The 22,020-nt window shown below is 43.7% G+C and carries 20 protein-coding genes; 3 read left to right on the forward strand and 17 right to left on the reverse strand.

What is annotated here, in order from left to right:
- Together SELR_RS16910 and SELR_RS16915 are read left to right on the forward strand one after the other, a co-directional pair.
- Window positions 1-762, forward strand: coding sequence for a ParA family protein (locus SELR_RS16910; protein WP_014426092.1), 762 nt, complete (start codon window positions 1-3; stop codon window positions 760-762).
- Window positions 762-1,151: a hypothetical protein gene (locus SELR_RS16915; protein ID WP_014426093.1), complete on the forward strand. Its 390-nt coding sequence runs from the start codon at window positions 762-764 to the stop codon at window positions 1,149-1,151. Before SELR_RS16910 ends, SELR_RS16915 begins: the two co-directional genes overlap by 1 nt.
- Before the next feature lie 600 nt (window positions 1,152-1,751).
- Here SELR_RS16915 and dnaE read toward each other — a convergent pair.
- From dnaE to SELR_RS16995, 15 genes are all read right to left on the reverse strand, one after another.
- The gene (gene dnaE / locus SELR_RS16925) at window positions 1,752-4,883 is read right to left on the reverse strand and encodes a DNA polymerase III subunit alpha (RefSeq protein WP_014426095.1); all 3,132 of its coding nucleotides are present in this window, start codon (window positions 4,881-4,883) and stop codon (window positions 1,752-1,754) included.
- Window positions 4,884-4,899: 16 nt separating this feature from the next.
- Window positions 4,900-5,115: a hypothetical protein gene (locus SELR_RS16930; RefSeq protein ID WP_014426096.1), complete on the reverse strand. Its 216-nt coding sequence runs from the start codon at window positions 5,113-5,115 to the stop codon at window positions 4,900-4,902.
- Window positions 5,116-5,241: 126 nt separating this feature from the next.
- Complete coding sequence (locus SELR_RS16935) at window positions 5,242-5,427, reverse strand: hypothetical protein (RefSeq protein ID WP_014426097.1); 186 nt, start codon at window positions 5,425-5,427, stop codon at window positions 5,242-5,244.
- 14 nt (window positions 5,428-5,441) lie between these two features.
- The gene (locus tag SELR_RS16940) at window positions 5,442-5,627 is read right to left on the reverse strand and encodes a hypothetical protein (RefSeq protein ID WP_158645850.1); all 186 of its coding nucleotides are present in this window, start codon (window positions 5,625-5,627) and stop codon (window positions 5,442-5,444) included.
- A gap of 302 nt (window positions 5,628-5,929) precedes the next feature.
- Entirely contained in the window at window positions 5,930-7,081 is a 1,152-nt protein-coding gene (locus tag SELR_RS18720; protein WP_014426100.1) for a BRO family protein, read from the reverse strand.
- Entirely contained in the window at window positions 7,074-7,328 is a 255-nt protein-coding gene (locus SELR_RS16950) for a hypothetical protein (RefSeq protein ID WP_014426101.1), read from the reverse strand. The genes SELR_RS18720 and SELR_RS16950 overlap by 8 nt, the downstream gene beginning before the upstream one ends.
- A 132-nt stretch (window positions 7,329-7,460) precedes the next feature.
- Window positions 7,461-8,033, reverse strand: a complete 573-nt coding sequence (locus SELR_RS16955) for a hypothetical protein (RefSeq protein ID WP_014426102.1) — start codon at window positions 8,031-8,033, stop codon at window positions 7,461-7,463.
- A gap of 6 nt (window positions 8,034-8,039) precedes the next feature.
- A complete protein-coding gene (locus SELR_RS16960) occupies window positions 8,040-8,627 on the reverse strand; it encodes an N-acetylmuramoyl-L-alanine amidase (RefSeq protein WP_014426103.1) in 588 nt (195 codons plus the stop codon).
- On the reverse strand, window positions 8,605-8,808 hold the full coding sequence (locus SELR_RS16965) for a hypothetical protein (RefSeq protein ID WP_014426104.1): 204 nt from the start codon (window positions 8,806-8,808) through the stop codon (window positions 8,605-8,607). Before SELR_RS16965 ends, SELR_RS16960 begins: the two co-directional genes overlap by 23 nt.
- On the reverse strand, window positions 8,805-9,050 hold the full coding sequence (locus SELR_RS16970) for a hypothetical protein (protein WP_014426105.1): 246 nt from the start codon (window positions 9,048-9,050) through the stop codon (window positions 8,805-8,807). Before SELR_RS16970 ends, SELR_RS16965 begins: the two co-directional genes overlap by 4 nt.
- A gap of 47 nt (window positions 9,051-9,097) precedes the next feature.
- Window positions 9,098-13,555 carry a putative phage tail protein gene (locus SELR_RS19180; protein WP_014426106.1) on the reverse strand — a complete coding sequence of 1,486 codons (4,458 nt, stop codon included), beginning with the start codon at window positions 13,553-13,555 and terminating at the stop codon, window positions 9,098-9,100.
- Window positions 13,556-13,560: 5 nt separating this feature from the next.
- A complete protein-coding gene (locus SELR_RS16980) occupies window positions 13,561-18,042 on the reverse strand; it encodes a phage tail protein (RefSeq protein WP_014426107.1) in 4,482 nt (1,493 codons plus the stop codon).
- A gap of 12 nt (window positions 18,043-18,054) precedes the next feature.
- Window positions 18,055-18,849 carry a baseplate hub domain-containing protein gene (locus tag SELR_RS16985; protein WP_014426108.1) on the reverse strand — a complete coding sequence of 265 codons (795 nt, stop codon included), beginning with the start codon at window positions 18,847-18,849 and terminating at the stop codon, window positions 18,055-18,057.
- Entirely contained in the window at window positions 18,846-19,262 is a 417-nt protein-coding gene (locus SELR_RS16990) for an NlpC/P60 family protein (protein WP_014426109.1), read from the reverse strand. Before SELR_RS16990 ends, SELR_RS16985 begins: the two co-directional genes overlap by 4 nt.
- Window positions 19,262-19,948: a hypothetical protein gene (locus SELR_RS16995; RefSeq protein WP_014426110.1), complete on the reverse strand. Its 687-nt coding sequence runs from the start codon at window positions 19,946-19,948 to the stop codon at window positions 19,262-19,264. Before SELR_RS16995 ends, SELR_RS16990 begins: the two co-directional genes overlap by 1 nt.
- Window positions 19,949-20,222: 274 nt before the next feature.
- On the opposite strand from SELR_RS16995, the gene SELR_RS17000 reads away from it, so the two are divergent.
- On the forward strand, window positions 20,223-21,053 hold the full coding sequence (locus tag SELR_RS17000) for a DUF4352 domain-containing protein (RefSeq protein WP_014426111.1): 831 nt from the start codon (window positions 20,223-20,225) through the stop codon (window positions 21,051-21,053).
- Between the two features lie 50 nt (window positions 21,054-21,103).
- On the opposite strand, the gene SELR_RS17005 is transcribed toward SELR_RS17000, so the two are convergent.
- Entirely contained in the window at window positions 21,104-21,307 is a 204-nt protein-coding gene (locus tag SELR_RS17005; RefSeq protein WP_014426112.1) for a hypothetical protein, read from the reverse strand.
- Between the two features lie 101 nt (window positions 21,308-21,408).
- Window positions 21,409-21,924: a hypothetical protein gene (locus SELR_RS17010; protein WP_014426113.1), complete on the reverse strand. Its 516-nt coding sequence runs from the start codon at window positions 21,922-21,924 to the stop codon at window positions 21,409-21,411.
- Window positions 21,925-22,020: the final 96 nt, after the last annotated feature.

Here is a 22,020-nt window from a genome sequence, read left to right on the forward strand (position 1 = left end):
ATGATTACAGTAGTTATCAGCAATAAGAAGGGCGGCGTTGGCAAAACAACCACGGCATATAACCTTGCAGCCGGATTAAGAAAAAGAGGTAAGTCCGTCCTGGCTATTGATCTTGATCCACAGTGTTCCCTCACGAAGTTCTGCGGAGTAAACAAAAATGGCCCTACGTCCTTCGGCGTTATTACCAAAGAAGTAAACATCAATTCTGCGATTCTTAAACTGGAATTCTTTGACCTTATCCCTGGCAGCCCTCTACTGAACAGTGCTGACCAAAACTTACCAGAGTCCGTCAATAAACTTATGCGAATTCGTGAAGCACTCTCTGAACTGGCCACAGATTATGACTACTGCATCATGGACAATGCCCCGGCTCTCGGCGTGGTCACTGTCAACGCATACATGGCCACGGATTATGTGGTAATCCCCGCAGAGGCCAACGAACTTTCCACAGACGGTATCGCCAATGTATTTGAATCCGTACTTGATGTTCGGAAATATGTAAATCCCAATATTCAAATTGCTGGTATCCTGCTCACGAGATTCAAGCCCAATACTGTACTGAACAGAGAATATACCGATATATTCAATGAATTGGCCAAAGGCATGGGAACCAAAGTGTTTAAAACGGCAATCCGTGAAAACGTTAATCTCGCAGAACTGCCATCTATCCATGTGCCTATCTTCGACTATAAGCCGAATTCCACCGGAGCCGAAGATTATAATAAGTTCATCGATGAATTTATCAAAGGAGTAGAAAAATAATGCCAATCAATAGAAGCGAACAATTCCACAAGCGGAAATCCGATGCGTTGCGGCAGATAACAGGAGCCATAGAAAAAGCCAAAGAAGCCCCGGAGCCGGAAATCGTAGAAGCGCTCAAAGATGCGTCTGCTCCTTCCACGCCTATCATTAAAGCACCTCCGGCCAAACCGCAGATTAAACAGGAACCACCAAAGGAAGAAAACAAAGAACGTCGTGATAAACGTGTGACTCTTTATCTCACCCAGGACGAATATGATATGTTCCGCGAACAGGCATATCGCCGCCACAAGAAGCTGAATGAGGTCATCGTAACCGCTGCGAAGAAAAACATCGGCAGACCTCCTGCTCCACCGAAGAAATTTATCGAGGAAACAGAGGAAAATCAATAAAATAAGCCTTCAAGCCCATAGGCGCTCTCACGCTTCGCCTACGGGCTTTTTCTATGCAATGCAATAGTTTATATAGGAATGATATTTCACGGCCCTTCACGGCAATCCTACGCGGTCATGTTTTACAACGTTATAATTGTATACATGTGTAATGGTATAATGGCATAACAAGGTAAGCATTATTTTTTCAGTGAATTCATTTCTTGGAATCCATGTTATTTGTTATCTTTTAATTGTAAAAGTAAACGCCAGTGCCAAAAAATATGGCAGAAAGGATTTCAAATGGAAAGTTACGCTTTAATCGTAAAGACCGCCTGGGCAGCTCTGATGCACGGAACCTGGGGGCAAGTCGGCGAGGTCATTATTTTAGGAATTGGCCTTCTGTTAGTTGACAAACTGTGTACGATAATCCGCTACGGTGTTTATCTGCTTATCTTCATTGATATCGTCGTAGCAATGGTCTATCTATGTCAGCCCAGGAAGCGGAGAAGGGCGATTATCTGTATAATCGTTCTCATATTCATCATCGCACTGTATTATTACCTATCCCAAAAAGGGTAAAAACGAGAAAGCGCAGGAGCATCATAGCCCCTGCGTTTTTTATGCGGTCACAAGTTGCGCATCGATGATAATGCCTTTGTTGCTGCGGATAAATTCATAAGTCAATCCTTTGGCCACTTTGATTCCCCGCTGCCAACCGCGATATCTATCATAGTATTTATCTTTGTTCCATGCCGATGCAAATACAATGCCATCGAATTCACCGTATGGCGTATCGAATATCAGCTTGGCCATAGTTTTTCCTCGCTTATCCTGGAACTCATAGACGCTCTTGGCCACCCCCGTAAGCACCTTTGGAAGTGACGAGAAGGAAAAGGACAACACGGAAATTTCACCGGCAATCTTATCATACTTCTTTGCTGCGGACTCCTTGAAATCCACATCAGCCAACTTTGCCTGCCACTGGTCAATCATGCGTTGTGCCTTGGCCCGGCCCTTATCATCTATGGCCATGTCATATTGGTCCTGGTAATACTCAATGCGTTCCTCACAATGAGCCTTGCGCTGCAAGATTTCCTTGGTGGATTGCAGATTGGCCAGCATCCAGCCTCGGTCTTTCCCCAGGTAATCCAGTGCCCCGGCCTTGATAAGCCCCTCGGTAATTAACTTATTATTGGCTCCGGCCACCGTATGCCAATCATTGCTCTGGACCAGCGTAAGGTTCGCCCCTACGCCTTTGATATAACATAAGCCGACACGGATCGCATCGCCTTCCACGGCCCATTTACGGTTGCCCTTGGATAAATCCGGAGGAAGCAGCTTGATGCCCATACGCTTACATTCTTCGATATACGGCAAGAGTTTCTTGTGGTCCGTCCGGGAATTAAGCAAAGCGCACATGTATTGGACCGGGAAATGCGTTTTGAGAAACGCGGTCTTATATGAGAGTTTAGCATAGGATACCGCGTGGCTGCGGTTGAATACATACCGGCCAGCGGCTTCAATCTGCGCTGCCACCGCCGCTGCTACCTCATGTGAATAACCGTTGGCCTCACATGCGGCAATGAAATCAGCCACGGCAGCCTTGATTTTCGTGAGCTCTTTTCGCCCAATGACTTTACGGAGGGCATCAGCTTGACCAAGGTCGTACCCGGCCATCTTCATGGAGATAAGCATAATCTGTTCTTGGTACACCAGAACGCCATATGTTTTCCCTGCGATTTCCTTCATGGCCTCGCAAGGATATTCCACGGTAATCTTGCCGTTCTTAGCATCGACATATTGTTGAAGCATACCAGAGTCAATCGGCCCCGGACGATACAAGGCAACCAGCACGGCCAGGTCATCAAAGCGATTCGGCTTCAATTCCTGGGCAACTTTCTGCATCCCAGGGGACTCCATTTGGAATATACCCGTAGTATGGCCACCGGCGTATACCTCGTATGTAGCCTTGTCGTTCATGGGGATAGATTCAAGGGAAAGCGGAATTTTGATTGCGGAAAGGCACTCGTCGATAATATCCAACGTGCGCAGGCCCAAGATGTCCAACTTCAAGAGGCCCATGGCTTCCAGTGTGTGATATTCAAAGGCGGCCACACGCACATACTCGCGCTTACCAGTGGACGTATCTGTGGAAGTGCAGCCTTCTACCGGACAATATTTTTCTACGGCATCCGGAGTAACCAGGATTGCCGATGCGTGAACCCCCATCTTATCAATGCGACCAGCGAAATGCTGCGACACATCAAGGAGACGTTCACGTTCTTCCTGGCTGAAAGCACTGTTTATCGTGAGGATTTCGTCGAGGGATTCTTGCAGGTCCTTAGTTACCACGAGCACCCTTTCCCTGGTCCATCGCATACCAGTGTCCTGCTTGTCCCTTTTACGACGGTCAACCTCTGCGCGTTCTTCCTCGGTCAATGACAGATATTCTTCTTTCTCCAATGCCTGCTGCGCCCGAAGAACCGCCTGTTTACCAACATCGGGTTTGTCGGGATTTTTGGTATAGCCATACGTCGTAACCTTGTAGACTGTACCGTAATGTTCCCGGATATAATCAATGATTTTCCCTCGATTATCCGTGGATACGTCTGTATCGATATCCGCCGGGCTTTGTCTCTGTGGATTACAAAAGCGGAAAAATGCGGTATCGTATTTGATACTATCGACTTTATGAAAGCCCATGAGGTAACCAATGAGGCACCCGGCAGCAGAACCACGGCCTTCGCCAACGGGGATATTATTCTTTACGCACCAGTTTACCAGGTCCCAGATGATAAGCAGGTAATTGAGATAGTTGGCTTTTTTGAGGTCAACCATTTCTTTTTCAAAGCGTTCCCCGTACTCCTTGTACTTGCCTTTAGGAACCTTGGCCCGCCAATTCTCTCGGCAGATTTCCCGGATAACTTCTTCGGCATCGCGCTCTGTGTACGTCGGATAGTGCATACCGCCGAATTCAATGGTTACATTGCAGCGCTCGGCAATGGCGGAGGTATTCGCAATGGCTTCCTCTTTCACATCGTCCGGTATCCAGAGCGTTTCCCGGATTTCCTGCTCGGACCAGAGATAGTTTTCGTTATCATGGTATCCATTGCCATGAATTTGCAGCCACAAGAAATGATAGGGCTCGTCCTCGGCCTTGGCATAATGAGCATCCGTAGTGACCACCAGAGGGACGTTGTGCTTCCTGGCCAGACCAATGACCTTATCGTTGTATTCCCATTGCCGGTCAATGTTCAATGGCTGGATTTCAGCGTAGAACCTGTCCCCAAAGATTTCCTTGAACTTTACAAACCAATCCTCGCCGGTATCCGTATTGACGATGGAAGCCATGCACGCGGACAGACAAATTACCCCCCCACTATGCTTTCGCAGGTCTGATTCGTCGATACGCGGTTTGTAGAACATGTGGTCCTCGCGGTAAGCGATGGAGTCCAGTTCTTTGAGGTTCCTGTACCCTTCCTCGTTCATAGCCAAGAGAACCAAATGGTGCGTGAAGGAACGGTCACGGATGCTTACGTCTGGGCAAAAGTAGAACTCGCAGCCGATGATAGGCTTGATATCCTGGGCCACACATTCCCGGTAAAATTCTACGATACCACGCATAGTCCCATGATCTGTGAGGGCCACCGCAGTCTGGCCAAGTTCCTTCACCCGGCCAACAAGTTCTTTCATAGTCTGATACCCGTCCATGATTGAAAAATCCGTGTGGTTATGGAGCGAAATATACATATTGAATTACCTCCGTTTATGCTTCAAGGTCTAATGTATAATCCGCGACAGTAACTTTGACTCTTTCATCAGGAGTGTCGCCACCGGTCAAATTATCTTCCATGGTTTCCTTTAATATCCCAGGTAATGTTTCATCCTCTTTTGCCCTGACAAAACCCTCGATAATTTCCTTGTCAGCCTCGTTATCAAAATGCTCATTGATTTCAACTTCGTACTTGATGCTTAACTTCATTTGCTATACCTCGATTCTTCTGTGTAATATCTTGACAACACAATATATTCTACTCTCGTTAAATATAATTGTCAAGTGATAAAAAAAGGAGTCACTGGCAGCATAAAAATACCAGTGACTCCATGGTTAATCATTCGGCAATATAGATTTTTCGATGAAATCCAGGGTTTCATTGTCAACCCATTGGCTCTTGGATTTCCCGATATAGACCAGGGAAATATTCTTGTGCGTCGATGCGATGACTCCGGTGACTCTTTTTCCCGTTTCCCGGTCATAAATAGGAACCGTAGCTCCAACGTTGTATGCTCTCATTTTGCACCTCGCTTTCAGATTTCCAAGGCCAGCGATGGACTAGGGATATGCCCCATGCTATTCCACGCTGACAGGAACCGGAACAACTTATTTGTGTCCTCCGCAGCCTCGCGGGGAACATACGAGATAATATTCGGTACAGAACGCTGCTCTCTAAGCTGAATTTTCTCGATCTGTTCTGCAATATCATTGATAATCATAGTTTCATAGGTCCTTTCGTACATTTTTAAGGGGTTTTCCTCTGTAACACTCTAGGAGCACTTACACCGTTATAATGGTATAACGCTATACAATTACACCATTACGCCATTATAACGCTCTTATAGGTCATTTTAGGCGTTCATTTTTATAAACTATCGGTAAATCATCCCTTAACCGGTAGATTTCTCTATGACACCTCTCGATTTCCTTCTGGTAACTCAATGCCACGCCTCGGATAATCCATAGCATCATCCAGGACAGGACAAGGAACGCACCAAGGAACAAATCTATGGTATCCATGTTATGCCCTCGCTAAATCCTTCTGATTTCCCTGGATTTTCTTTAATTCTTCTTCGACACGCATACGGCCCTTGACTGTGAAATAATCACGAGTAATACCAGGAATAGCATCTTTAGTTTCCATATATCCCTCGGTAACTACCCATTTGTAAGCCTTGTAGCCATTGCCCTGCTTATAGCGCCAACCAAGAACATCGTCAACAACGTAACGCAGCAGATTTTCTTTGACATTCAATTCTTTTGCCAGGGCTCTTATTCCAATCAGATGGCCTTTTTCGATATACTTTGTCGTCTGCTCTGCCAAAGGTGTCAATTCCTTAACCTCGGCGGCCAGGGCCATGCGTTTTTCTTCCTCCTTAATCCACGCCTTTGCACGTTCAATGGGATCATCAATCATGTAGCTATCCATAGGCTTTACAACGTACTGTCCGGTCTTACGAATTTCTTTGAGAATTTCCTTGACCTTCTTCTTAAATTGCTTTGCAATGGGCTTGCGACTCTGCATGAGCACTTCATAGAGGCCATCTTCGGTAAGGAACCACATTTCACGGTTTTGACCTGATAGGAAGATTGTTCCTGTCAGCTTTTCATCTTCATCAACAGTCCTCAACATCCGCGACACATCACGGCTTACTTGCTTGGAATTAGCCCAAGCATAATCAATCCATTCAGCTACGTCCTTCGCCAAGAACAACGGCTGCTCTACTGTGCCATACATGCGGAACTGTTTACCTAATACTTCCTGTTCGTTGATAACTGCTAATTCATTTTCCATTTTCGTAACCTCCATAAAATCTTTTTGACGTCTATGTAGCTCCGGGATAACCTCGTCCTTCAAGAAGGAATCTATCGTCCGGCCATTGCAATCCCACGATGACGGTTCCATTTGCATGATACCAGCCTCGTTGATAAGGTGTATCTGCATCGCATCGCCATGGATGTCCTCGGTCAGTTCGATGTGGTCAACCAGGCCAACCACAGGAGATATGACTTTGCCATCTTTGTCCAAAACAAATTTACAATCCGGACTCACATAGTAATCACCGGAGCCATATCCGAACATATCCATGACGCTTTCCCGGACTAACCAGATATTGTCCTGGGTAACGATGAACCGGATATTGGAGAATGTTATAACCTTTGATTTAGTCACACTGTACACCCTCCGTTAGTTTCTCAATGGTATCAATGAGTTCTTCGTATTGAGCATGGTCCCCGCGACGATAAATCTTCGCCTTTTCCTTTTGGCTGCAAAAAACAGATTCTACCGTAGATGCCCCAAGCACGTTCACGCGCCAGGTACATGGGCACTTTGGAATTCTTTGATTATTTCTGTATGACCGGGCAAGTTCAACCCCATGGCCATCTTTTGTTGTAACAATGTATTTAACATACTTCATTTCTTTTAACCTCTTGTGAAATATTTTTGACAACATGTACATTATAGGACTGTTATTTTTATTTGTCAATCGTTAATCCATAAAAACAAAAAAACGAGGCCACCAAGGATTGCTCCTTAGTAGCCCCAAAGTTTAAAGTAACGCTGCTGCCAAGCCTACTCCGGCCCCGGCAAGGAAAGACTGAAATTCCCTCTTGTGTCGCTTATGTTTTTCTTTTTTCATATTCTCGGCATGAGTCTTATTTAATGCTTCGGTATTCTCTTTGACCGCAGCCTGTACCTCCCTGTTAACAATAGGAGTTACATCAAGTACGGCTTCGGATTTCTGCTCTACCTGTAGTTTTCCCTGGTCAAACTTTTGCTTCTCCGTGGTCAGACCATTGAGTTCCGTTTTTTCGCCATTGTAAGATACCGCGATGGCTGGTGCAGGACTCTCAATCTGCACATCGGCATCCGCAGGAGAATCCTTTTCTACATACTTAATCACGGTATCCCCTTTGACTTCCACGGGAATCTGCACTGGAACAGGCTTCTCCACTTCCACAGTCTGTACTTCGGTCTTGGTAACTACATTGGCTCCAAAGTGTTTGCAGGCGAACCAACCACCAGCGAACAATGCCATGGCCAGCGCAGCAACACCGATATACTTCGCATGACTTTTGATCCACCGAAGTACGCCAAAGAAAATCTTACTTACTTTTGCCATTCCACATCACTCCTCATTTCTATACCAATTGGCTTTTCCGCGCAATACATCGCCACCACGAGATCCATCGGTGGCCCAGGGATTATACTTAGGACTTTCATCGGTCCCCAGATATTCCAGGTCCCAACGCTCCACCGTGGTTTTAGGCCCGTAGCTATCATGCGTCCATAGACCGTCCTCGTTATCCGCGGCTTCACCATGCGTCAAAACGTGAGCCTCGTCAATGGTTAACCAGAGTCCATCCGCTACTGCAACAATGGCCTGGGCCATGGCTTCAATCTGCGCTGCCGTTGGAGGTTCCGGACCAAGGTCAGCAGAGGTAGCGTTATAGCAGCAACACAGAGAAATCCCCACCGCGCCGGTATTTCTGCGCCAGGTATGAGCCTTGATTTCATCGAGGTCACCGGTTACATAGATTTCACCGTTACCCGTGATATTCACATGATAATCGTCAAAGACGGTTTCATAATGTCCAGCGCTCCAATGCAGGTAAATCTTAGGCTCCCTGCCATATTCCTTGGCCTGTGCCCAGATGCTTTCCCTGGCATCCTCGGCCATCTGCCGTAGTTCTTCAATAGTCACTTTTCTTGCCATACACATCATCCTTTCCATGCTCTACAACTCCACGAGATAACCACCCTATCAATCCAGAGGCTATCGAAGTCTGTAAATCCTTGTTTTCTCCAATAAACATAGATAAAAGAAGGGCCAGCACCAGGCCAGCCCCTACAATCTTATCCAATGTTATCCAGCGCAAAAGCGTTGCATATTTCATCGCATTACCACCCCCGCAATAGCTATGGCCACCGCGATTGCCCAAGCAATAAATTCGCGGACACCAAAGACTTTTGCCGACGATTCCTCTAGCTTACCAAGCCTTTCATCGTGCTCGTCAATGATTGCCCTTAAACGGGTATTTTCTGTTTCCTGGGTAACTAACATTGTTTCAATACGAGCAATTCTTTCGGAAACCTCTGATAGTTTCTCATAAAGTTTAATAACTTGTTCGTCGGTCATTTACATACTTCCCATTCCAAGATTTTACCATTAACATCACCTCGTTTTTATGCGTAAGCAGGGATAACATATTCAGAGGAAGTCATCGCATCCACTTCGTCACTAGCGATAATACTAACATTGATGCTACATGCTTTATTCGCAGAAAGCCAATAGCAGAATCGATATTCCTTACCTGGCGTTATATCAACTACGACTCCATTGTTAATCCCCTTTACTTGGATTTCCTTTGTCCAATCCGAATCAATAAAGCAAAGATAACTACTATTGGTAACAAATGCACCGTTATTTGTCGTTGCCTTTATTAAAACCTTTTTACGTCCACTCGGTCCTTTAAACATACAATCATCACCAGCGCTCCAATCCTCTACTTTGTCGCTATCAAAGGATATGGATTTCTGATAGATACTACCTTCAACCGTGGGTGTATCCGTAGATGGATTCGATGGATTATCTGTAGACGGGTTATCCGTCGAAGGTTTGTCCGTGGACGGGTTATCTGTTGATGGATTGTCTGTCGAAGGTGTATCCGTGGAAGGATTATCAGTAGACGGGTTATCCGTCGAAGGCTCGTCCGTGGACGGGCTATCTGTTGAAGGTGTAGGCGCACTCGGAAGCGTTATCTTCGTACCGCTAAGATTACATTCAATCGTCGTGGGAAGAATATTTCCAGAATGACCAAAGTATCCATTTTTAAAAGTGCGGAATCTGTAGAAATCAACGTTATCAACCTTGATAATCCACTTTCCACTAGCATTGCATTTCGTTGGAACATCAGTGCCGCCTTCCCAGAAAGCAAATACATCACCACCGGCTTTCATGTTTGTAGTAATGTTCTGCAAAACAATCTGTGATGGCATTTCCAGTTTTCCATCGAATACACATTTATAAGAATTATCACCAACGTAAACAATATCCCCTAAGTTATACGACGTGTTAGCCTTCCATTCTGTTCCTTGCTTAGACGAAGAAATCCATTCCCAGATTATATCACCATCAACGCAACGAGCATTACTATTTACAGGAATTCGGCCACTCGTCGTACCGTCCTGGTCCACCAATTTGTATACTCGTTCTACTCCGTCATTACCTTGGGAAATAACATAACTATCCTTTTCCCACCAAGTTTTAGGGAACCAGTCTTTGCCAATGAAACCAAGTTTTGCCGTTCCCCAATCGAAGCTGCCATGCCAAGCCGTGTCAATCGGAGGCTTATCAGAAAGAATACCTTCTTTGAGGACTTTGTAAAGACGATGATCCGCATAGATAATATCGTTCTTAGCCACTTCCATGCTCGGAGAAAAAGTCTTTGTAACGAACTTTTCTTTGGTATCAACGTATTCCCAATAGCAGGCATCAAGGCATTGCGGATATGTGTCAACACCTTCAATAACTTTGCCGGACGTATGTACCGGGCGATAACCATTGGAATGACCAGCAGAAATACATTCCCAACAAGTCAACGGCTTCCAGGAAGATTCACTGGTATAGCAGCAATCACCGACGGAATAATCTTTGTTTGCCTGCCACTCGTTCCATTCGACATATTTTACCGTCGCACTACCAAGAGAAAACTCTTTACCACTAAGGTCACTGGGTTTATTATCCTCACTAATCGTCGGAATCTTACCGCCCTTAGTTACGAAAAAGATATTCGTATTATAGAAGGAGGTCAAGCCACTAGCATCAACGGAGCGATCAAACGTTCTAATGAACTGTCCACGGGATACACTTCCATCACCGGTATAAGCCTCTGTCCAGTCAATGCCCCGACCAAGGAGTTTCCAGCGTAATGTTCCCTTATCATCATTGCCGGTATCTTTGCACTGACCAACAACTGTCGTAGGAGCCTGCCCAGAGGTCTTGCAATATCTTTTCCCTGCAACCATAAAGTAAACCAGATATGTATCCGGTTCATAACTATGGAAATTGCAATCTCTAATCGTGATTTCCGGGAACTTATGCGTATCCAGCGTGCTCACGGCTTCTTTGTTAAAGTCGATTTTGCAAACATCGAATTCTTTCCCGCCTGGTTTCTTCAACCAAGCATCACAATTCTCAATGACAACCCGGCCCTCAAAAATTCGCCCATACGTCGTATTAAACTCAAGGATATGTGCATTAGGATAACTATCGTTAGGCAATTCGTTGACATAGAAATTGCTATTAGTAATCTGACAAATACCACGGCCCTCACCAATCTGAATTGCATGATTAAAGAGGTTACAGTGGTCGATATACAAATTTTGGAAATAATTATGAATATCAAGACGGTTTGCATTGACTCGCTCAATATGAATATCCTTGACGCAGTTCATTGCCGTAGCGCCCCAATATCCTTGCATTGAAACATCGTGAATGTGGAGGTCAAGACAATTCGTTGCACGAATCATGTAGCCGGAAGTACCATTGGAGCTACCCTGCATTTTACCGGCAGCATTGAAACCAACGATATCAGAGATTTCTGTATTATAGCAACCCCAGACATAAATCATCGTATTCTTAAATACTGTGTTGTGCATTTGATTACTGTCTGGATAGAAATTAAATCCACGGATATGAGCGTTATGAGTCTTGCACCAGAGCACGGAGCAATACTTATTCGCGCTGGTAGCCAATTTTACATTACAGCCCACGAATTCATAGTGCGTCGATGGAAGCATATTGTAAGAAATTGTGAATTTACTATTTACAGTCTGCGTAGATGCTGCATGGCCTTCATAGCTTGACAGAGAGGATTTGATTTCCAGGCCACCAGCGTTATTCCAATCGTATGTAATTGGATTAGCCAGCACGCCATCTGTCGTATGCAAGAGTAATTCATATCGTGGCTCTGAATAAAGATAACCGGAGTCATCGCGGACCGCATACGGTTCCTCTTGTAGAAAAATCAGAGCATTTTGTTCCAAGTGGGACTCTTTGCCTTCTGTCCCAATAACAAAGTTATCCTTCGTATATGTTTTCTTAGAATCATCCGTGGGTTCATAGGACCAATAATCTGTTTCGTTGTCACCCCAAAGGTAAAAGCCAAACCAGGTTGCATTACAATCCTGTACATATAACTCGGAACCAGACAGGTCGATGTTTCCATGACACTGGATAGGTTCATTGTTATCTTTCCGTATAATGCCCTCGTGATTTTCCAGCTTTACATAGTAATGCTTACGCTTAGAAATAGGCTCTATACTATAGTTTGACGATTGATAACGGTGTGCCATCATAATAGCGTCGTAATCATCAGTTTTACCATCAAGTTTAGCACCGAACATTCTATAGTTAATAACTTTTTCATCAAGTAAAGCATAAAGTTTCTTATGAACTTCCTTGCCATTATCGTCAAGTACAGGGATTTTTGCCCCTTCGGTATCCGTTTCAAAAATGTAATCCCCATTTTCGTCCAAAACCGGAGTGCCATTGATATCCTTTTTGATTTCATATTCAACTTCATCAGTTTCGCAAAGGTAAATCGCCCAAGGTTTAGAACTAACGTCCGGAACATAGCTACAAATATAGTTAGCACCGCCGCCATCACCAGGCTTATAATAACCTCTAAAACGTATTCTATCGTTTTCCTTCGCTTCAATCTGGTCATTTTCAAGGTCTGCTATTTTATCAAAGGTCAACCCATCACCCTGGGAAATAACTGTGGTCGGCCCGGAAGGTTCCGTGGAAGGATTTTCATTCGGCGGATTAGTGGCCCATTGGTCTGACATTTTCTTTACATAATCAGCATATTCTTTTGCCGTGGATACCTGTGTAGAAAGATTCGTAAGCAAAGAAGAAACGTCCTCTTTGTATTTATGCGTAGCAGACTCGGAAGCCTTTGCATTATCTTCGGAAATCTTCGCATTATACTCGGAAACTTTAGCATTGGCTTCGGAAGTCTTAGCATTATTCTCACTATCTTTGGCCTTGGTTTCCGATAACTTTGCATTATCCTCGGAGGTTTTAGCACCGGTTTCAGAGTTCTTTGCATTTCTCTCGCTTGTAGCACACCGGGTAACACTTTTCTCTACCTCGGAAGCCTGGTCATCAATCGTCGCAGCCTTGGTGTCGATGTCAGTCTGAATATCCTGGATTTTTGTCAAGATCTCTTTGATTGTACTGATATCAACCTTCAATGGCGCAATGTTTTCTTCGTTATACGCCTTCAAATCATTGTATGCCTTCGTAGCTTCTTTGGCCTTATCCGTGGCAATACCGGCCTGTTCTTTGGCAATATCAGCCTGTTCCTTGGCATCAGCAGAAGAAAAAGAATCATCTGTGAGCAACTTATTATAAATCTCTTTTACTTCATCACGAATCGTAGAAAGTTCTTCGACGCTCGTCGCTTTATTTAGGTTTTCTTCAAGAACTCTAAGATTTTCCGCGATAACATCATAAATACCAGTGTTATCCGCAGTAGTGAAGGGGCTTTCCTTAGAAACAACCCCTTCTTTCACAATATTATCGTCTTTATCTCTTTGTTCTAAATATTGGAATCCTGCATTTAAAATAGCAATCAACTCCTTTAATTAACAACAGTATAAAATTTATTCGTATCGGCCAAAACGAAAAACGCTGCCGTACCAGAGCCATCAAGTTTTTCTGTGGACGCTACATCGAAATCAGCCGAATTAACATAGATGGCCCAATTGTGGTAAACATCGTAAGGCCATGTTTTACAAAACATTGGGGCGATATCTAGTGTTATTTCTACTGGTTGACCTGCTACGACAGGGAATTCAACAGAAACAATGTCTATAGATGAAATATAACCATAATCATTATAACTTCTACTATTATGAGCATATGGATCTGTACCTATTCTTAATTGAGAGCATCTTTGTCTATCAAAGAAAGCACCTTTATAAACTTGCCGACCACCGCATTTCACAGTCATCGTATCGCACCCTTCGTCAAACTTTATACCACAATCCGGTCTATAATAGCTATTACCGTTTCCAGCATCTTTCCCCATGCCACATGTGCAATACAATCTTACTTTATTACATGTAACAGGAGGATAAATTGTAAATGTAGTGGTATAGTTTTCTGCCCTACCCCATGAATACTTAGGGCCACCTCCACGTTTCATTGTCCATGCGACGGTATCTTTGATTGCGCTATGTGAATGAGCACCTTCAATTTCTGAATAAGCATGTACTCGGAAACCTTTTTTGCTTATTTCATCAGCATAGCATTTCAGAGAAATATTTGACGTTGAATACTCACTAGAACCTGTCAAGACATTCTGCGGAGTTACAATGACAGACGGAGTAACCGGCCATGGCTTAGTAAACTTGATATAATCGCCATTCTTTGCCACGCCCATAAGCATATGGGAAACATTGGAAAACTCATTACCATTCTGGTCAGCAAAGGTCATGCCTCCTGCACCAAAGGTAACTGTTTCTCTCGAACCGGAAACATGAAGGCCGCTTACATCAAGGAGAACAGAGCCACCTTGTATACCTTGATTTCCCTGTAAGGCAATAGTGTTTGCACTCAATTTATCTGCGGTAATAGCCCCAGCCTTAATCATGCCACCAAAGATAACATCATCATCAAACTTCGTCGTACCGGTGATATGCAGATAATCACCGCTAATCGTAGTCCCCAATGGAGTCATATTAATCTGATTAATAATATTTTTACCATTGAAATCCTTCGTTGCAACTCGCATATTTATATTGTCTTTCATCTGCGATATAGAACTATAACTGCAATTCTCCGGTGACTTCGATAACTCGGTTACAATGCTGCTGATTTTATCTCCTTGGATTTCCAATTGAGAAGTAGCATCTTTGAGTTTGTCTGCAACGTTAATATCAATTTCATTGGATAACTGTTTAATCTGTGATGCGGTCCTGGTTTTTAAATCTGTAACTGTACTTTTGATTTCTCCGTCAGATTTTTCCAATGCCGTGATTGACTCGTTGATTTTCAGAAGGTCTTTTGCAGTATCCTTGGCTTTTTTCAATGATTCTGCAATGCTCTTATCAACCTTATCCAACGAAATGCTTTCATCGTCAATCCACTCGCTTTTAAATGTAGGACTAATCGTGAAACTATACTCATGGGATACATTGCCCTCGCCAATCCGGTCTACATAACAAGCCTTCAACGAATAAACATCCGGCTTGCCTTTGTATTCATAGATAGCATTGATTGAATCAATTGTATCCGCCGTATAAGCACCGGAAATATAAAATCTTACCTTATCTGCACCAGGCGGGAACGATGGAACTTTAATGGCTATTCCTCTTGGCGTATCCTCGAACTTAACATAGGATGGCGCATTAGGCTTCGGATAACTCCATTCACACGTTGCCGGATACGAATGTTTCCCTTGGAAATTCACCGCATATAAATACGCTTTACCGGTACGGTCACTGATGGAAACTTCAACGCTCCTGTCCGTTGTTCTCCCAAGAAGTCCATTGGGATTACCTACTTTTTCATCAGTGCGTAATTCATAGTATTTTACATCGCTATCCAGAATATCGTCCCACATAAACAAGAAGCTATCCGAGAAATCATAATGAAGATTCTGTGGGGAAGCCGGGACCGTTCTTCTAGGCTTTACGGTGCAATTACAATGGGGCGCGGTGGCCTCCGATGAAAGCAGGCCCTCGTCCGACTTAGCCTGGACCATAAATTCATATTCATCGCCAAGATGAACATTAGGAATAAGCATTGTCCCCTGTGATTCCCCTGCGGATTTCCACCCAGACAGATAACCAAGTTGGCTGATAGATACATCAGATGGAACATTCTCCAAGTCACATGCTACCGTACTATTAGTCTTGTAATATACCATTGCGGTATTTACGTCGTATCTCTCCGGCAATTTAAAGGACACCGCAATGTCATAGCCAACACTTGCGTCCGGGCGCGTTCTATACCGTGTAACCGCCGTTAAATCGGTAACATGGCCAGGTCTACGACGCTCCGTGGAAATGGAGTCAGCATCGGCAGGGACATAGTTATACCAGCTTATGCCACCGCCTAAATCGTCATTGTAAAGGTCCGGGTTATACTGCCTGCCGGAGATTGTAAACTTATGGTCCTCGGTTTCCTTGATTTCCGCGATGCGAATAGGCAAATCCTTGAATACATCATGATAAGTTACCGTGACTACATCGCCCGGTTCCAGGTGCATAGCCTGGTAGCCGGTGGTGAAACTAAGCTGCAACGGGCAAGCCAGGTTATAATCTCGGTAGAACCGGGCCAACCGCAGCGCTTGATTCTGTGAAGTCACACCGTTCAACTGTACTTCCTTAGTAACAATCTTTCCGCGTTCCTTCTGATCCGAAAAATCTTCACATAGGCAACACGTCGATTGCCAATTATTCCGTGGATCAATGATTTTCACACTGTATTTATTCGGCGTTTCCGATAATCTCAAAGGAGCCACGGATAAATCGGAGCAATTACTATCGTTAAACCGGTAAGATACTTCCTCTTTTTTCTCGATTTTCAGACTGAATTTACCATGAGCAATTGTAAGATAACCGCAGAAATTAGCAAGGATTTCTTGTAACCAGTTAATAGCAGAATTACTCTGGTCAATAACCATGTTTAATTCATAGCGTTTTGCCTTGACCACTACGTTATCTGAATTATGGAATTCAATGACTTCATCGCAATAATCCGCAGCTTCACGCCAGGAATCATCGTCCAGGTCATCTTCGGTAATCCATTTGCCCATGCCATAGCGCTTACTAAGCATAAAATCACGCAAGCATAAAGCAGGGTTCGTAGAATACTCCGTCTTGCCGGTTCGCATATCATATACTTTTTTACCGCGAATAATCGCAGATACTGTAGGATTACCATTGAGTTCTGCCGACGTATTGAAGTGCATATCCAACCAGGCCAACTGCGGATACCCGCCGACTTCTTCATAGTTATCCGGTGGTTCACAATCATGGAATACATACTTTGTTCCACCTTTTACCGTATCAGCCTTGACCGCCACAGGATTCATATAACAACCTTTGTCTGTTGCGGTAATTGTCTTATAGAACTTACCATCAGAATAACTTGTGATGCCATATTTCTTCTTTAGCATATTCCTGCCAAATTCTACGTTCTTGACATTGCCACCCATGATATTTCCGTTCCAAAGGTCAAGATACTCCGAATACTGACTATCTGATATCTTTTCATCGCAATCAGCAGAAGTACCAATGCTAACCTTTTTCTGATAACTCTTGGTTTCAATCTTTAAGTCACCAGGATATTTCGTTGTAGTTGCCGTAGGGAACGCTTCCCAACCTTCACCTTTACGATTGATATAAGAAATCAAAGAAGAAATATTCATCTGCCATTCATAGAATGAGCCATTTCCACTCGCATCATCTTTATTACAAAGATAGATCTTATCTGTTTTATTATCCGCGGTTAAATAAAGATATTTACTTTTAAGTTCTACCGTCGCATCTTCGTATTTCCGATTTTGGATCGTGAATACTGCGCCTTCCTGTTGTCCCTCTGTTGGGATCAGCAGGTCATTGGCGCATACGCTTTCAATACCATCAATGCCGCCTTCGCACAAAACAACATGTTTATGCAATTGATTTGCTTCGCTATCCGTTTGATGATAGGTCTGATTTCCTGTTATCTTACGATAACCATAGATAACGGGAATAAGGCCATCAGAGGACATTGTTTCCTGTGCCCTATCAAACCGTTGTACGTCCGGAGAACCGCCTCCTACGTCCATATTGGGGCGGTTAATCGCGGTCCATACCGTAGATGCCAAAGCTGCGCCCATGACACCTGCTGCGATGCTTACACCATGAGCAGCCGTGATACCAAACATGGCCGGGTTACAGAAACCAATAGCTGCAAAGCCAAGAGTAAGCAAAACCTTGCCTACGCCTTTACCACCGCTATGATGACCAAACAACTGTAAATCTATTTTAAAATCTTCCGGCACAAATGGCTTCAAAAGATTTTCTTCAAATTTTTCATCAGAGATTATATTCTTTGAATTGAAATCCACGCTCTCACCTCTTTATCTATAAACGCTCTCAAAGGGGATAGCCGGGAATCCACTGTAATGTTTCATATTTCCATATGCTTTGCACCGTTCCACCGTCTTATTGCAGCCTCGGACAACCTCTGCTTGCTTGCCAACGATATCATGGGCGAAACCAACGTTCACAACGATATCTGCCCCGCTGGAACTAGAAATAACCCTGGACTCTCCTTCGACGGTAATTACTCCGTCTTTCCAGTAATCTTCCTTGTAATCCATATCCAAGGTAATCGTGCTTCCCTGGACATTCGTAACCATTACGTTTTCTTTTCCCAGATCCATGCAGCACTCTGCATCGCCAAACTCACTATTGCAGGCCAGACGATAATTCCGGTTCGGACAATTGATTTCCGGGAGCCGGGCATTGATTTTCGCGGACAACACACCATCTGAAAACGTCGGCTCGTCAATGAAGCCAGAGAATACCAACTGCAATGCGTTGGGATTAGACAGGCTTTCCGGATACTGAATTCGGACAATCGTCGCAGAACAACCACGGAAATCAAAGCCGTTCATCACGAATTGCAGCATTTCATGGGAGCAATCAGCCACGGATATATTGACAGAATCATTGATTGTATCCAGGTTCCGGGCAATGTCCCCTCTCTGGAAGGGAACTGCGAGATAAGTTGCACCGGCGAACTCTATGTTTTCATCACAGGCAGCCAACCGGGTAATCCCGGTCCGCAGGTTCAAAATGTATAACTCGATGAAAAATGGGTTCCCACTTTCTTTGGCCTTAGCCATACATACCGGTAAAACTACGCTCATGCGTCATTTCTCCGGAACCCATACTTGAAGCATTGAGTCCACATACCGCGATGGTAAATCGTAGACTTACTCTCGCCCTCTACCGCCGGGACCTCCATGGCCAATAGCTTGCCATATTCCAGGTAAATTCCCAGGTGTATGCAGCCGTTAATCTCAAACACTACAACGTCACCAAAGGAAAGATCCTTGTAATCAACCTCCGTAAAATTCCGCAGAAGGTATTCGTAGAGCCTACGCCAATACTTAGGCTGCGCGTATTCGTCCTCCGTTGGATAGGGCTTACCATCGTCAAAGGACTGGGACCAGCCATGTTCCTTATAAAACAACTGGACCAGGCCAAAGCAATCACATTTATCAAAGTCAGCACCAGCATACTTATGAGTTATGCCAATGTATTTTCCAATATCTTCCATCAGTCAACTACCTCCAATTCCATTTGACATTCATAGCCGATAATGTTTTTCAGTTCTCTTTTATCCTTGATCTCCAATTTATCCGGGAAGATAACTTTTAACGTTTCCCCGTTATACCGGAAGGTCAATGGAACCCTGCAATGGGAATTAAAAAGCCGGATCATTTTATCTCTCTCCGGTTTCAGACCAGACCACTTCCCTGTAATTGTTCGCGTAGGCTTCACCTGCTTTTCCATACGCTCGCTACGTTGGCCCATAGATACTACGTTGGTATGCCAATCAACTATCTGGTCAGTGTCACCGTATGGACCAGGTAATACATCTGTTTCCTGGGCCGTGGGATAATTAGTAAGCTGGTGGTCAACTTCCAGGGCCACACCACAGGAATACGCTTTGATTATCCCGTTCTCTCGTTTGCACTTCGGATTTATAGCCTGGGCGAAATAGCAAACCTCTGTAATCCCATCGTAGGTAAAATAAAAAGGCTCCTGCAAGCCTTTATGGTCATTATAGAATTTTACCAGGGCTGCCAGGTCAAGTCCGCTTATCTCAAATGAATACGTTTTCTTGGCTCTCACCCTGCGTCTATAGTATTGCTTCGTGTAATCTTCAAAACTCATAGCCTTGGAGTTCCATTCATAGGTGATACTCACATCACCATATGGCGTAAACCTAAATTCCTCCATGGACATACCTCCGTTTCTTCAATGTTATACAATGGATATTCTTTGCCCCCTACCCCATAGCTTCCTCACAATTTCCTAGAAAAGAAACCATGTATACTATGGAAACATGGCAAAGAAAAGAAATCAGAGCATAGGGACTTGCACCCTACACCCATAATAAAAAAAAGCAGGGTTTTCACAACCCTACTTTGGAAAAAAATTTTATATTATGCAGGACTTCTTGATAAATTTGTTGAATACCCCATTGAAATTGAATTAAGGAGGGAGAAACAACATGAGTTTAAAAAACACTTTAGCTACCATGGTTTCCATAGCAGCAATCTTCGCACTCGTAGGCTGTGGCGGTCCTAAGACAGTGCAGAATCAGCAAGTTACCTTATCTTTAACCTACGGAGATAGGGCAGGAGTATACACTGGGGAGGTCAATGAACAAAACATTCCCAATGGCAAGGGGAAATTTGAAACCAAGAACTCCGCTGGTCAGACCTGGGTATATGAAGGCACATTTAAGGACGGTCATTTTGATGGCCAAGGTAAGACAACATGGCAAGGAATCAACCAGTCAGAAGAAGGCACATACTCCAATGACCGTTTAAACGGTCAGGGAAAAAGGACCTTTAGCGTAAATGGAAAACCGGAAACATACGAAGGTAACTTTGTATCTGGTATACCTATGAAGGCCGAAACCGTTGGCCTTAATACCGACGTTTCTTACGCCGATTGGACCTATAAAGTTACCGCCGTAAAAACACAGAAATCTGCGGGTAACAAACAGGCATCGGGCCAATTCCTTATTTTAACAATGGATACCCAGAACAATGGCCAACAAACCCGTCAGCCCGGCTCTGGTAATTTCTATGTACTTGCCGATACCAGCAATGGTAGGATTTACAAGATGGATAACGATGCTCCTGCGCAAATCCGCATAACGACCAAGAATTTTAACAATCCTTGGTATCTGTCAGATGTTAATCCTGGGAATAAAGCAAATGGAATCCTTATTGTTTTTGATATTCCAGATGATGTTAACGTCAACAATCTTGTCCTCATTCCAAATCAAAGTCAAACCAAGGGTGATGTAACTCCTATAAAATTACAAATGTAAACGCAAAAAAGCCCCATCACTTAGATGGGTTTTTTGTTTTAGTCTTTGAATTAACCTTTGATAGATGACAGAACTTCTTCGGCGGACAGATTGTTAGTAACCATGTATTCCATGAGTTCCTTATAATCCTCCTTAGCCTTAGCAGATTTCAGTTCACCTAGTTTACCTTTGAGAGCCTTGATTTCATTCTGCTTCTTCTCGATCTTTGCTTCGAGAGCACTGATTTTTTCTTCGTAATTCACTTTTCTTGCCATTGTAAAATCCTCCTAAAAATAATATATCATATATATTACATTATTCGTTAGTAATTTGCAAGCAACACATGACTAAGTTACCAGGTAATATACTTGTATATTTACTGTTTTTCTTTATTGTCTGGCAAAGAAAATTGCTCTCCGCACCGCATACACTTATAGCCAGACTTCCAAACTTTTAATTTCTCACACGCCTCCCTGTATCCATCTTTGTGTAATGCGTGATAGGAGAACCCCAAAATCATAAAAACTGCACCTACGCCAAACGCGGTCAATCCATCTTTTGTAGATAGCGAAAGCAATAAAAACATAGTTCCCAATATATAAAAAGATACATATTTTGTTTTATATGATTTATATGTAGGCTTCTTTTCTAATATCCTCAATGCTTTGATATCTTCCGATTTACATTTAGGACATTGATAGTCTGGATTTCCTTGATTAATTATATTGATATTTGCTCCATCGTAATTATTGGTTACATATGTATTATAGTTATTAATTGCCTTCTCGGTTATAAAAGCAGTTCCACAATGCTTACAAATTCCAGCCTCCTTAGTATCATCTACTTCTATCGCAGCCCCACATTGAGTGCATCTAGCCGGTATGAACCCCATGTATATCCCTCCATTCCTAGAACCCCAATATCCTTTTGCTATTTTCTACCTTTCTCTTTTGATTTCCTCCCCACAAACAAAAAAATGACCTCCAAG

The sequence above is a fragment of the Selenomonas ruminantium subsp. lactilytica TAM6421 genome (assembly GCF_000284095.1).
In the GTDB taxonomy this organism is placed as follows: Bacteria; Bacillota; Negativicutes; order Selenomonadales; family Selenomonadaceae; genus Selenomonas_A; species Selenomonas_A lactilytica.